Annotated in this window: 9 protein-coding genes and 2 tRNA genes; 3 read left to right on the forward strand and 8 right to left on the reverse strand. The window is 38.1% G+C overall.

Going from position 1 to position 14,465, the window contains the following annotated elements; genetic code table 11:
* Nucleotides 1-12: 12 nt before the first annotated feature.
* The 3 genes from VXQ11_RS10315 to VXQ11_RS10325 all read right to left on the reverse strand — a co-directional run bounded on the left by VXQ11_RS10315 (nt 13) and on the right by VXQ11_RS10325 (nt 1,656).
* The gene (locus tag VXQ11_RS10315; protein ID WP_144723858.1) at nt 13-849 is read right to left on the reverse strand and encodes a ParA family protein; all 837 of its coding nucleotides are present in this window, start codon (nt 847-849) and stop codon (nt 13-15) included.
* A gap of 96 nt (nt 850-945) precedes the next feature.
* Nucleotides 946-1,338 (reverse strand): SirB2 family protein, encoded by a 393-nt coding sequence (locus tag VXQ11_RS10320; RefSeq protein ID WP_416705955.1) that lies wholly within the window; start codon nt 1,336-1,338, stop codon nt 946-948.
* Nucleotides 1,339-1,347: 9 nt separating this feature from the next.
* On the reverse strand, nt 1,348-1,656 hold the full coding sequence (locus VXQ11_RS10325) for a BolA family protein (protein ID WP_416680978.1): 309 nt from the start codon (nt 1,654-1,656) through the stop codon (nt 1,348-1,350).
* Nucleotides 1,657-1,889: 233 nt separating this feature from the next.
* On the opposite strand from VXQ11_RS10325, the gene VXQ11_RS10330 reads away from it, so the two are divergent.
* Together VXQ11_RS10330 and VXQ11_RS10335 are read left to right on the forward strand one after the other, a co-directional pair.
* A tRNA-Gly gene (locus VXQ11_RS10330) sits at nt 1,890-1,962 on the forward strand.
* Nucleotides 1,963-2,010: 48 nt separating this feature from the next.
* A tRNA-Gly gene (locus VXQ11_RS10335) sits at nt 2,011-2,086 on the forward strand.
* A gap of 170 nt (nt 2,087-2,256) precedes the next feature.
* Here VXQ11_RS10335 and VXQ11_RS10340 read toward each other — a convergent pair.
* Genes VXQ11_RS10340 through VXQ11_RS10355 form a run of 4 tightly spaced genes read right to left on the reverse strand, consistent with a single transcriptional unit; the run spans nt 2,257 to nt 8,060 of the window.
* Complete coding sequence (locus VXQ11_RS10340; RefSeq protein WP_416705957.1) at nt 2,257-3,516, reverse strand: capsule biosynthesis protein; 1,260 nt, start codon at nt 3,514-3,516, stop codon at nt 2,257-2,259.
* 7 nt (nt 3,517-3,523) lie between these two features.
* The gene (locus tag VXQ11_RS10345; RefSeq protein ID WP_416705959.1) at nt 3,524-5,476 is read right to left on the reverse strand and encodes a capsular polysaccharide biosynthesis protein; all 1,953 of its coding nucleotides are present in this window, start codon (nt 5,474-5,476) and stop codon (nt 3,524-3,526) included.
* A 36-nt stretch (nt 5,477-5,512) separates the two neighbouring features.
* Nucleotides 5,513-6,676: a hypothetical protein gene (locus tag VXQ11_RS10350; protein ID WP_416705960.1), complete on the reverse strand. Its 1,164-nt coding sequence runs from the start codon at nt 6,674-6,676 to the stop codon at nt 5,513-5,515.
* A gap of 10 nt (nt 6,677-6,686) precedes the next feature.
* Nucleotides 6,687-8,060 carry a D-ribitol-5-phosphate cytidylyltransferase gene (locus VXQ11_RS10355; RefSeq protein WP_416705961.1) on the reverse strand — a complete coding sequence of 458 codons (1,374 nt, stop codon included), beginning with the start codon at nt 8,058-8,060 and terminating at the stop codon, nt 6,687-6,689.
* A 259-nt stretch (nt 8,061-8,319) separates the two neighbouring features.
* Here VXQ11_RS10355 and VXQ11_RS10360 point away from each other — a divergent pair, with 259 nt between their 5' ends.
* Nucleotides 8,320-13,089, forward strand: a complete 4,770-nt coding sequence (locus tag VXQ11_RS10360) for a capsular polysaccharide synthesis protein (protein ID WP_416705962.1) — start codon at nt 8,320-8,322, stop codon at nt 13,087-13,089.
* A gap of 116 nt (nt 13,090-13,205) precedes the next feature.
* Here the strand turns inward: VXQ11_RS10360 and VXQ11_RS10365 are convergent, their stop codons facing one another.
* On the reverse strand, nt 13,206-14,336 hold the full coding sequence (locus tag VXQ11_RS10365; RefSeq protein ID WP_416705963.1) for a GT-D fold domain-containing glycosyltransferase: 1,131 nt from the start codon (nt 14,334-14,336) through the stop codon (nt 13,206-13,208).
* Nucleotides 14,337-14,465 lie beyond the last annotated feature (129 nt).

Consider the following 14,465-nt stretch of genomic DNA (forward strand, 5'->3'; position numbering starts at 1 on the left):
GTTAACTCGATCTTAATTCTGTTCTATCTCATTGAACAACGATTGATAGGCCTGAGTCAATTTATGATCAGTAGCCAAATGAATCAAAGGCAGATTTTTCTGATGAGATTCTTTCATCAAGATCGACGGTGGCAACATACTGTCAAGCACCGGTAAGCCTTCATCTTTGAGCTGCTGTACCACTTCGCGCGGTAATTTGGCCTGTGCCTGAAACTGGTTGACGACAATGCCTTCAATTTCCAAATTTTCATTATGGTCATCTTGGGTTTCAATCACATTTTCAATCAGGGTCTGCAGGGCGCGTTTAGAAAACACGTCACAGTCGAAGGGAATCAGCACGCGGTCTGCCGCAATGAGTGCGGAGAGGGTAAAGAAATTGAATGCAGGCGGTGTATCAATAAACACCCGGTCATAATGTCCCGACAGTTGTTGCAAGGCATCTCTTAACTTGTAAATCTTGTGCTTGGATTCCAGGGCATGAGCCAATGTTCCGAGTGTCGGGCTGGCCGGAATAACATCCAGATGCTTAAAAGAGGATTGATGCACATAGCTTTCCAGACCTTTGCTACGGCTTTTTAAAATCGAGCCAATGGCATTGCCGAGCAGCCCCTTACTTTGCTGATTGCCGAGTACATCTTCAAAATAGTTTTCGATATTCGGTTCGAGTGCAGGCTTGTCACTGGAATACGTCGCATCATCGCCTAGCACATACTGGCTGGAGTTAGCCTGCGGATCCAGGTCAATCAACAAGGTTCTTAAGCCCTGATGTGCGCTGATCGCTGCCAGATTGACGGTAATACTCGACTTGCCCACCCCACCTTTTTGATTAAATACCACACGTGTACGCATGTCCCCTCCTGTCAATTTTTAATTACTTTTACTACATTTGTACTTTTTAATTATTCAGATGTAATGGCTATGCTGATCGTCATAGCCAGTCTGCTTTTAGCCAAAATTCGGCTTGATCATCACCAGGGCCAGAATAGACATCAATGAAACCACAGCAATAAATAAGCCAGCCCGACGCTGTACCAGCAAAATCGAATCATCTTTTTTATAGGCTTTGCCTAGAGAGGACACCAGTACCAAAAATAAAATAACTTTGGCATAGAACCAGGGCTGCACATCAAAATCTTTAAGGAAAAGCGACACGATACCGGTCAGTACAATCACCGTGATGGCGAAATGCTGCAAAGCCACTAATGCGGTGCGTGCTACCGGATTAGGCATATTTCCCTGTGTGCCGACAAACAAGGTCAAGGCATGGGCAAGAATGGCGACAATCGCCAGTCCTGCTACCGACATATGGATAATCTTGACTAAAAGTTGGGTTTCCATCATTTCCTCTTAGTTTTTTGGTGCATGGGCACAAGCAGGACTGCTCGTATCCTGTCCTGTCCATTCTTCAGGTAAAAATGCATGAATCGCCAGTGCATGAATCTTGTCTTTCGACAGCAGATCACCCGCAGCAGCATAAACTTTCTGATGACGCTGGACGGGGCGCAAACCGGCAAAAGCCTGACTGACGATGACGGTTTTAAAATGCGATTCTTTTCCCGGAAAATAACCGCCATGGCCCGAGGACTCATTAACTACTTCCAGATGGGTTGGGGATAATTGTGCCAAACGGTCTTTCAGTTGTTGTTCTAGGCTCATGGCCGGACTCCAATTTTGAAAAATATGGTTTCAGTATACCTTGTTCTGCGAAGTATTTTGGCAGTCTATATGGGTGCAATCCGTTGATTGTGGCTAAGTTTTATAAACTACCAGATGAATATTGGCTATTTAATGTCTAATCCAAAGGATTTTGATTTTATTTTATGCAATTGATGCAAGATTTTTAACAAAGGTGTTGACCTCATTTTTGCATGCTGTATTATACACGGCATGCGGGAATAGCTCAGTTGGTAGAGCATAACCTTGCCAAGGTTGGGGTCGGGAGTTCGAGTCTCCTTTCCCGCTCAAAATTTTTTCATTTAGTTTTTTCATTTAAAAAACTTTATAGACTCCGCGGGAATAGCTCAGTTGGTAGAGCATAACCTTGCCAAGGTTGGGGTCGGGAGTTCGAGTCTCCTTTCCCGCTCCAGATTCTAAAAAAGCCCTGATTTTTCGATCAGGGCTTTTTTTTAAATTCTTTTCTGCTCTTCAATGAATTTCGGGCAAAAGTATTTTATTTAAGGATTTCTCTCAACAAGATTTCTAAAATTTCTAAATTTTACCAGTTAATTATATGAGCCATGAAGGCTCTCATCCCGATCAGATGGAAACAGGATTATTGACCGGCTGCATTTCTACATCTACCTCGATATGCGACAGATCATAGTGATCCATCCAAGGTGAAGCACCATAAAATGCCCCGTTTAATTGAGAATAATTAATCAGCTCTTCACGGAAGTAATTAAAATACACCTGATCCACCTTACCTGGATTCCTCCAGAATTTAGCCAGTGGCCGTTGGTTGGTCAGCTTAGGCAAGTTATAGAGTGCATAGCCCAATACCTTGACAGGAATATGGTGATACAAAGCCTGAATGCCTGTCGTACTATTTACCGTGACAAAACCCAGGCTATTTTTTAAAAGCGTAGGTAAATGGATATCACAAAAATAGTGAATCCGTCCCTCCACATCCTGCGATTTAGCCAACTTACGGATATAAGAGGCATAATTACGATAGCCACGATCCATTGGATGATGCTTAAGTACTAAATGATGATGCGGATCTGCGTGTCGTGCAAAATCCCGAATCACCATTTCAATATACTTTTTCATACATTTCAAATCAGAATGGGTACGAATTTGAAAATCGTTATGTACTTGTAGAGCAAAAACAAAATAGCGTTTTTTATAGCCCTGTATAAATGTATTAAACCGACCATCTTCTACAAAATAGTTTTTAATGCGCCGCACACCTGACCAGATCCAGTAATAAACTTCAGCCCAGATAGTCATCTGCCGGTGGTGTTTATAATGGGGGTATTTCCATGAAAAAATCAGCATAAACAGATAATAGATCATTACACTGACTACCATTGAGCGGTAGCTATTATTGACTTCGGAAATTTCCTCAATCTGGCTATGTTTATGTTTTTTGGCTTTTAACTTCAAATGCGATAAAAAGTTGGAAAAGAAATTAACCCCGTCCTGCTCAAAGGTAATGTAGTTTGGCCGGATATACCCTTCTTCAAAAGCAAAAAAGTTAATCTGATGCTTCAATGCCACTTTTTTTGCAATCTGATGGTATTGACGGCAGTCCCCAAAACATACGACAGTATCAATATCCTGGGTTAACAGCAGATCCTCAATCCAGGCTGAAAATTCAGAAGAAGCACCGGTAAAATTAAAATTGTATTCAAAAGAACGTGAAAAAAACTGATCACCACCATTCAAGTTTACTTTAAAGCAATGAATATCATGATCTTTTAGCCATGCAGAAAAACGATTAAAAAAGTTCCCCATCGGGCCCTGTAACAAGAGGACCCGCTCAGAAAGTAATAAACGATTTATATGAACTGACATAAAGCAATTAACCTATTTTTTTTAGTATATTATATAGAGCTAATAATACACGTTTATACCTTTCGTTATAACTTACCGGTTGATCTAACTGTTTTTTTATATAAGCAATTACATCTTCAGGTCTGACCAAGGGGATACCCGACACCTCGGTATGCGCTAAATTATAGGTCGGATATTCTACAAGGGTTACATACAATAAATCCTCCAATGTAAGATGTCTATTGCGTCTTTGTGACAAGTATCTATCCTGTGTCAAGCCCCAGCCTGCATAGAAAGGTAATCCATAACAATAGACCTTTAGCCCCCGAATTAAAGCTTCGAAACCACTTAAGGACGTTATGGTATGTACCTCATCACAAATTTCAAAACACTCTAAAATGGAAGTATCAAGTTCAACCTGATCGGCATAATGCAGCATGTCCGGTTCAGGAATTTTCCCTGTGCGTAGTCCGCTCTGGACATCTGGATGTGGCTTGTAAATAATATAGCTGTCCGGATGGTTTTCCCTGACCTGCTTGAGCAGCCCCAGATTGGTTTTAACCCCCACTCCCCCGAGCTGAATCGACATATCATCTTCCACCTGTCCAACGACCAACAGAACACGTGAATGTGGAGGACGTGTTAATGATTTTTTTGTGCCGACATTGTATTTTGAAATATTTAAATCAATAAGTAATTTTCTTAATCGCTGTGCGCGGTCAATCTGCTCTGTACTTAAATTCACATTTAAAAGCAGCTGTTCTATTCGTGAAGGCTGTGTAGCATCATAGTAAATGCCGACATTGTCAAAAACCAGTGAACAGGGCCGGATCAGCTTCGCTCCTAGGCCAACAGAACGAATAAATCCATCTTCAACAGTAGTGACTTGTTCATAAGCTGATTCTTTTAACAGCTTGGCTCTTTTCCCCCAAGCTAAAATATAATGATGTTTATGCGGTTTAAAATAACGCTGGAATTTCAGCTTGAGCTGAGGAAATGCGAAATAAGCTGCAATAAACTTTTTTTTCCAGGGACTAAACCCATAGGCTATATACGATTGGGCCAGTTGTTGTTGGAACTGTATATTTGGAATAAATAAATCGAGGATTTCCTCTAACTCGCAGCGCTGTCCGGTTACTGGATTAAGATAATGTGCATACTGCAAATACGCACAGGCAAATAAATGCTGCAAGGAGCGATTTTGTCTGCGTCGCCCATTTAAAATATGCAGAGGCGCGCGATGATCCTGGGTAAGTCCCCAGCCTGCATACCATGGCACACCAAAACAATGTACCATCTTGCCACACAGCAAGGCTTCAAAACCAAGCTGTGAGCTGACTACATAGACCTCGCTCATATAGTCCAACAGCTCAATCGGATTATAGGCCTCAGTTAAAACCCGAATATTTTCAGAATCCAAGTCCTGCGGTTGAAAATGAGATTTTGCCTTTCCCGCCATTACATCAGGGTGAGTTTTGACCCAAATAATCGCATGCGGATGATCGTGACAGGCTTGTGCCAACATGGTCTTAAAAGTTGCTGGGGTAGCACCTGCATATTTAATGGATTGATCACCAAAAGTTTGATCAACAACCAAAACATGTCTAGTTGTCTGTTCAAATTTAGCAGGATCGATGCTTTGGAATTTTTGATTATATTTGGTGACTTTATGGCTTAAAATTGTCTGAATGATGGATGAAGCTCGCAGGTTTGATTTTTCATTTTCAGGTTGAACAATCAGTTGTTCCAAGTCAGAAGGCTGTAAGGCATTAAAGTAAATGCCTGTAGTGTCAGCAACCAGAGAAAGAGCTGCGAAGCCCTGTTTACCCAACCCCAAAGAACGGATAAAACCATCCTCCAGGCAGAGTACTTTTAAGCCCTTTTCCTCTGCCAAAGCTTGGGCTTTGAAAAAACTTTTTTTGCGTCCCCAGCCTGCTGTATGATTTTTATAAGGTTCTAACAGGGGCTTCCAAGCCTGCATTGAATTTTTTTCTAAGTATTTAAATAACAACATGAATTAATATAATTCCAAATTTTCCCGATAATTTTTGATCTTGTTCTCGTATGCAAACCCACACAACCATTGTATACGTTGTCTAAATGACATTAATCTCAAATTTTCCTCAAAATAACCAATCAGATAATCATCATGTTTTTGTATTTCATCTTTTTGCTGTGAAAAACTGAAGGCTTCTACCTTAAAGTTTTGCAAAGATCGTGTGGTTTCATACAAATATTGCACCCGGCGCGGAATAATAAGCCTATTCAAATAATCCTGATCAAAAAGTACTAAAGTCGGTATCTTATTATTAATCAGCTGCATTTCCATCGCCGAAATATCAGTCACCGCAGCTGCAACTTTAAGCTTAGGCTTATAGGATTGTGAAATAAGCGTATAACCCCGATAAGACCAGTGATCTGCTAATTTGATTTGTGCTTTCACCACTACAATTTCAAGCGATGATTGCTTCAACTCATTTAACATCTTTTTGAAATGAGCCAAGTATTCTTTATCCCGGTGTCCCAGGTTAGGATGGGGCTGTATATACAGCTTTTTTATCCCATATTGCTGGATAATATGTTTTAAAATTTTAGTGGCTTGCAGTCCAATCGAGGAATAATTCTCCTCAGGTACGCCGCCCTCCCAAGTAGGAGCATAAAGCAAGCTTTGGCTATCGGATGCGAATACATAAGCATTTTGACCAATAAAGGTATCACCCATTGTTAAGACGCGATGTTCATGCTGAATATTGTATGAATTAAAAATACTTGCCTTTAAAAACCGCTCAATACCTACCTGTCCTGAGGTAATAACAAAATCGTAAATTCTTATAATCGGTTTAATAGAAGCCAGTTTATGGCTTTCACCATGGGTAACAAAAATATGGGTTAAATCACGGCGTGCAGTAATTTTACAATTTGACTGGGCATTGAACAGATAAAATACAACCTTATGTGAAATAAAATTCAAATCACTGTTTTTACGTATAAATTTATATTTTATCCGCTGTGAACCTAGCCTGTTTTTTATATATTTTTCAATATCTTTATAATATTTAAAATAAATACAGATACAGTCATCAGCATTAAAAATATCTGCCTGAAAATAGCTTATAAGTTGATCTATGGTACCTTCAATTTTTGAGTCTATATAAATGTAATACAAATTATTTCCAGGCATGGGCAGCTTCTTATCGACCGTCTTTTCTAACGTCAACAATTATACCGGTATTCTGAGTACCCAGCACTTTTAAACTGGCCAAGGCAACCTCCTGAGCAGACAATAATAATCCGGCAGGCTCTATACCGAAGTTCGCTGTTCGCATTGGGGTGGCGGTACGTTCCGGATTAATACAGGTCACCCGAATACCTTCATTACTCCACTCTTCAGCTAAAGCTTGAGTAAAGTTGACAATCGCCGCATTTGTTGATGAATATACTGCATAGAAAGCACGGCCTCGAGTATAAGAACTAGAAGTAAAATTCATTAACATGCCAGAAGTTTCTAGCACATAGGGTTTTGCTGCAATGGCCACATTTACCGCGCCGGTATAATTCACACCAATTAAAGAAGTGAGTTCTTCCATACTTAACCGATCAATAGGTTTCTTGATCAGAAGTCCGGCTGTATTCACCACATAGTCGATGTGACCCATTTTTTTCTTTATAGCAGACAGATAAGCTTTAACACTTTCCAGATTACAAATATCGACCTGATTATATGAACGACTGGCAATTTCTACATTCGCCCCATGTACCAAGGCTATATTTTTCATTTCCAGGCCAATACCACTGCTGCCACCAAAAATGACAATATTTTTATCTTTTAAAAAATTTAAGCTGTCGCCATTTTTAAACGGAATATCATGAGCAGACTGTAGAAACTTTTCTGCAATAAATAAATCAACCGGATGGGTAACTTTAATATTGCGTTCATTTCCCTCAACCGTCGCCACACGTACCTGAGGCAACATGGCACGCACTACCCCGCAATCACAGGTAAAGGTCTTTCGATTCATTTCTAATGCTTTACTATAAGCAAGTTGAATAGTACCCAAGGTGAAAGCCTGGGGCGTCTGTCCACGGCGCATAAATGAGCGATTGGGAATATTTGAAATACATCCATCATCATAAACTTCCACGAGAGTGTCCGCAGATGAAATTACGACATCAACAGCATCAAAATCCTGCAGCGCTGTAAGGCAATTAGAAATAATCTGGTGATTCACCAAAGGCCGTACTGCATCATGGAATAAAACTTTACACGTCGCATCATTGCCTCTTAGGGCTGTCAGTGCTGAATAGGTTGAATCAAAGCGTTCTGCACCACCTGTCACGACTTTAGTAATTTTTGACCAATTATTCTTTTTAATGATTTCCCAGGTACGGTGAACATTCTGGGTCTGGGAAACAATAATAATTTCGTCAATATCTTCGGAACTCTGAAATACATCGATGGTATATTCAATAATTGCTTTACCGGCAAGTTTAGTAAATTGTTTGGGCAAGGCTCCACCAAAGCGTGAACCAGAACCACCAGATAAAATTACAGCAATGTTTTTCATTATCTTCTCAAAATTTTTTGTTCTTTAGTCCAGCGTTATACCGAATAAGGTATAAAGGTATAAATATAGTTTTGAAAGATAGCATGAATTAGAGCAACAGCACTAGAGTGGCTGTCACGGCTACAAGACTCTGTACAAATCACTTAATTGTCAAATGATCTATTGCTTTTAGAACATATGCTCTACAAAATAGCTTATCAATTGGCTCAAAAAAAGTATCATGGATAATCAAGAATTAATATTAATTTACAATAACTTATTGAAATCAAAGCAGAAATCTCCGTCTCCTGTTACACAAAATGAGGATTTCAAAACCGCATTAACAGCAGAATCTAAGAAAAATTATGACGAAGCACTGAAATTGTATGAACAGTGTAAAAAAGATTTTGCTAATGATGCATTGCTAGATTTAAAAATTGCAGGGATTTATGAAAAGAAAAATGATAAAGAAAAATCTCGACTCATTATCAACCATGCAATAAAAAACACCCTTCATGCCAATTATGATGTGGAAGCAGCGTTTAAGATCCACCCATCGCTATTATTAGAACGTCATCTCATGGCGGAATTTATTATTCAAAATAAATCCGAGATTAAGGAAAAAATCAGAGAAAACTTAAGTATAAAAAAAATCAATCAAAATAAAGCTTTTGTTTTCTGGGATAATCCAGCAACCGCTCCTGCTGTAGTTAAGGTGGCATTAGAAAGTCAAAAAAAATATATTGGTGAGGATTTTGATTTAATCATTTTGACTAAAAATAATTTATCTGACTATGTCAGAATTCCTCCACATATCGAAAAACTGATTAATTCTAGTCCTACTCACTTTTCAGACTGGCTGAGAACAGAATTACTCACCAAATATGGGGGTGTCTGGCTAGATTCAACCTGCCTGCTGACCCAAGATTTAAGCCAGTCATTACAGGAAATCAAAAAACAAAACTGTTTCTTTTTTACTTATAGCGGTTCCCGAGTGGGCAACTGGTTTATTTATAGTTCCCCGAATTCCTATGTCCTGAATGCAATCCATACTGTCTTGAACTTATGGTGGAAAAACCAAGAAAGTTTAACCAATTATTTTATGTATCATGACATCGTTGAAATGCTGTATTGGACGGATGAAGAATACAAAAATGAATGGGATAACATGCTTAAAATCCATCCCAGAAAAGCGCTACAACTCAACCAAAGTCTCGCAAAAGAATTTAATCTTGAGCGCTTTAATGAAATTATAAATGACTTTTTCATCCATAAATTGACTTATAAGTTTGATAAAAAACTATACAATACAAACAGTTTTATTAATTATATTTCCGATTTACCTAAAATAAATTTGAGTCCGGATATTCTGGAAAATAAATTATCAGAGCAGAAAAAGCAAAAATATAGCTGGATCTTCTCTTCTTATAACTGGCAGGGTAATCCTAAAGCTCTATTTTTATATATGAGTCATAAATACCAAAACTCCCATGAGTGCTGGTGGATTTCAGAAAATAATGAAGAATTTGAAACCCTAAAAAAACTTGGCCTTAATAATATTCTTTCTGCTAAAGATAAACGATGCAAAGCTTTATTTGCCGAGTGTGATGTCTACATCACTGAAAATTTTAGAGAGAAATATCCTGACAACCTTCCCACAACGACAAAAGTCATTAACACTTGGCATGGGGTGGGTCTTAAGCATATTGAATTGGCACTTGGCCCAGAATCCATTTTAGCAGATAGTATTGTTCGCAAACATATCCGGAATTTTAAGCTTTACCGTAATCAGTCTTATTTCCTTGCCACCTCTCCTGCAATGGAAGATCACTTTATTCAAGATACCATTATAGAGCGGTCTCAAATTATCCGAGGGCCTTATCCTCGTAATATCGTTTATGGTCAGGTACAAAGTTATGATATTAATCAGCTGATCAATAAGTCCCATTACCGGAATGTTATTCTGTTCGCCCCCACCTATCGCATCAAAAAAATTAACGGGGTGTTGAGCGAACTGATACCGAGCTTTGACTTATTATCTGCTGCAATAGCAGAAAATAATGATCTACTGATCATTAAAGTCCACCCGTTTATGAGAAATGATCCCTATTTTCTTGAAATCCAGCAGCAGTATTCTGACTCAGAACATATTATTTTCTGGAACGAAAATTATGATATCTATGAAATCTTTCATCTGATTGATATTGCAATTATCGACTATTCAAGCATTTTTTATGATCTGCTTGAAGCCAATGTTAATAAGTTCATTCGATATATTCCCGACTATCAGGAATATTCAGATACTTTAGGATTTATCGGTGATTATTTCAAATTCACCAGTGGTGTGGTTTCAGACAGCTTTGAGCACCTGCTGCAAACACTTTCTCAAGAAATACCGCTAATTGAAAATAAAGATGAGCTACTAGAATATTTCTTTTCCTATTCTAAACAAAAGACTCTGGATCAGCTCATTGCAGAAATTGACCAGCTAAAGACATTCGCAGTCCAATATAAAGAATTACACAGCTTTGATGTATTCGACACACTGATTCACCGCAAAACACTTGCTCCATTTAGTATCTTTGCGCGTATGCAACAGCAGCTTACGCATTCAGAGCTAAATTTCCCGCAGATATTCAAAGACGACTGGGTGCAAATCAGGCATAAAGTCGAAATGGATGCGCGCGATATGTTTAGAAAAACAACGTTTGAGCGCAAAACCGATCAAATTGAAATTTCACTCGATTTGATTTATGAGCGCCTTCAAAATAATTATTTACTCACGGCTGAACAAACTGATTATTTAAAAATACTCGAAATTGAGAATGAAATTTCACATGCCGAGCCCATGCAGCACCGTATTGAATTTCTGTTAAATCTGCAGGCGCAGGGACAGGATGTCATCTTGATTAGCGATATGTATCTTCCGGAAAGCGTGATTCGTACCATGTTGCATCAGGCGGATTCCCGTCTGGATAATATTCCGCTGTATCTGTCCAGCAGTACCGGTTATCAAAAATCAACAGGGAAAATCTACAAACATATTTTCTTTGAAAAAAAATATCAGTACGAAAAATGGGTGCATTATGGCGACAATGCACATGCAGATGGTGCAGTTCCAAGAAAATTTGCAATAGAAACCCGTGTGCATCATATCGACAGCTTTATTCCATTTGAAAGCAGGCTCATTCATTCTGCTCCAAATTCCTGTAAATACGAAGCATATCAGCTGGCTACGCTCATGCATCGTTATCGGCAGAATAAGTTAAGCTCTGATAGCAGTATCAGCAATTCTGAATTTGAAAAAAGCTATTATGCCTATGCCTATGCAGGTTCGCTTCTGGTGCCTTATATACACTGGACTATCCTTGATGCCCTAGAACGTGGTTATGAAACACTTTACTTTATTTCCCGTGATGGCCATTACCTGAAACTGATTGCTGATGCCCTGATTGAGAAGAATAGCTATCCAATAAAAACAAAATATATTTATGGCTCTCGCAAGGTGTGGCGCCTTCCCTCTTTCATCCATACAGTTGATGATGAAATGTTTGGCCCTTTTGGCAACTTTGTCGGTATGGACAGTTTTCAGGATCTGGTGCGAGCAAGCTATCTGTCCGAAGATGAACTTCTGGCACTTTTTCCTGAATTTGAAAGCTTGAAACAAGCCAGACATTTACGGGGCGAAACTGCTGAGAATATCCGCAAAACATTGTCCAACTCGGAAATTTACCGCCAAAAAATTCTGGCACTGGCAGCAGAAAAACGGGTTATCGTAAATCAATATTTACGTGAAAATATTGATTTTTCCGAAAAATTTGCTTTTGTAGAATTCTGGGGAAGAGGATATACCCAGGATACCTTTACTCGCCTGTTAACGGATGCAGCTGGGCACGAGCTTACCAATCCATTCTACTATATCCGTAGTTTCAGTCCTGAGACTGGCTCTAATCTTCGCCATAATTTCGTCCTGGCGCCTGTAAACTTCTCGTATTTTGAGCCTCTGTTTGCCAGTACCCCTTATGAAAGTATATCGGAATATCAAAGGGTCAATGAATCGGTGGAAGCAGTGATCGTACCAAGACTCAATGACTATCATGAGTTTTTCCAACAAGGCCTGATTGAATTCGCAGAAGATTATCTCAAGATCGAAACAGGAGAACCGGCCAGCTTTGCACGCATCTTGAATGAACATAGCTATACGTATCAGATGAAAGAGTCTAGTGACCAGTTCATTTGTAATGTCTTTGCCAAGTTAGAAGACAACATTTCAAGTTTTGGTGAAATGAAAGAATATGCGCCAGTTCTTTCCATCCAGCAGCTTGAATCAGTCAGAGATAAAAAAGATCTGGATCAGCTCACCAGTTCTGCTGCGATTTCACTTTCCCGAAGTCATCAGGATGTTCGGGCTTATTATCAAAAAATCTTTCAAAAGATGAAATTACCCGCAGTGAATTCAACCGGGATTAAATATGTTTATCCGACGAATAATCTTGAAAACTATATTCGTGCTGTCGAATTCCCGATTCGGGTAGTTGCCATCCAACGGAACTCCATATACTTAGATATCGGATTTCGTAAAGACTCCAAACGCCAGGATCAATATTTGGCACAAGGAGAAATCTTTGAGGTTATTGCGATTGAATGGCTCACCAATGGCATTCCACGTTTAGTGACCCAACAGGGTTATGTCACGGCACACAGAGATTGGGTACTGCCCTTAAAAGAAGCAGAAGGGATTTATGTTCGTAAGAATGCATTGGGCGAATATGAAGCCATAGCGCAACCTATCACCACCAAAGAGAAATTAAATACCATGAAAAACAAACATATTGAGCAACTGATGAGTCTTCTGGAAAAACCTTATAAAATCCTTAATAAAAATGGAGATTTTGAACATATACAGCGTAAGTGGGGCAAATTCACCCGTAATCCGCATCAATTCTTCGCTGATGCAAAGAATGAAAAACTGATTTTGCTCAAGCACTGTTTTGATGAAAATACCAAAGTAGGTAAAACCCTGACGGGATGGATCCGTCGCAATCTATAAACTTTATCCAAGTATTTTCTATATTTTAAACATCTCATATCAAGTTGATGAGGTGTTTAAAATTATCACTTTATTTAAAAGTAAAAACTGATGAAAGAGATTAAATAAAATTTATATCAATATGGAATTCCTTCCGGTGTAACTTTATTTAAAAATACAGTATCAAAACTATTATTTAAATGACCAATATCTAAAGCTCTTCTCCCCTGACGATGTAATCTTGCAGACAGTACGGTTCCAGTCGGGCCAAGTGCTATCAAAAATATATCAATATGTTTTTTTCCAAGACATTTTGCGAGTAGTTGATCTATATCCTGATAGGCATTCTTATTTTTTGAAAGAATATATTCTGCATTTTCAATATTAGAAAAAATTGGGTGATTCGCAGTAAATCTGGAATTTTCACCCGATATAAAACAGATTTTTTTCTCATTCCAGATTGATTTCCACAAGGCAACCATTTCTTGACCATAAAAATAAAAAGCCTCAGGTCTGGTAATCATGGCATCACCAATACGATTCTGCTGCAGATAAAACTTGCACTTTGGCCAGTATATCGGCCAAAAATTTTGCCAGAATTTATCTTCAATAAGCAAACTAGGATAACAGACCAGTAAGCCAGTATTCTCACGACTGATTTCTCTGAGTTCCTGCATCAATTTCCAGTCATGTTTTTGAAAACCGCATCCATTGGTGGTCACCATGCAACGAATTTCACCATCACCAAATCTGGCAATACTCAGCTCCTGTTCTTTGACCATGACTAAGGTATCACGTAATGTTAAATATTTATCCTTTAAGCTATTTGCCATATCTAGATAAATATCATTCAAATACTTATTTGAAGTAACTTGATTAATATTTATTAACTTACTATTTATACTTTTAAGCAAATAAACTTCATTACTGCTATGTTCTAATAACTGATTAATAATTTGTCTGATTATTTCTACAATATTATCTTTATCACTTAAAGCTAAAAAATCAACCAGCAACTGATTATTAGAAAAAATTTTTGTTTTATGATTTATTTTGCAGTTAAAATGCTGGCAGATATTTTCCCAGCTATTATCATTTCTGAATACGAGAAAAATTTCTTTATTTTCATTAATATCCAGAGCAAAGTAAATATCATCTTTTTTAATATTAACATAAACTACTTCATTCCTATATATTTCTACTTTTTCTATAAATTGTTCTTTTAGTAAATTTAGCTGCAAAATTCTATGCATTTCATTTAATTTCATTACATTTTCCTGTATGAAAGTTAAATCAGAGAAAATATTATATTACTTAAAAAACCAAAATTAGATTTAATATATAAATTCTCTGATTTAATAATTTTTATTTTTTTAGATACATTTATTTTTATTATA

Source organism: Acinetobacter sp. 197, assembly GCF_048148385.1.
Taxonomy (GTDB): domain Bacteria; phylum Pseudomonadota; class Gammaproteobacteria; order Pseudomonadales; family Moraxellaceae; genus Acinetobacter; species Acinetobacter pecorum.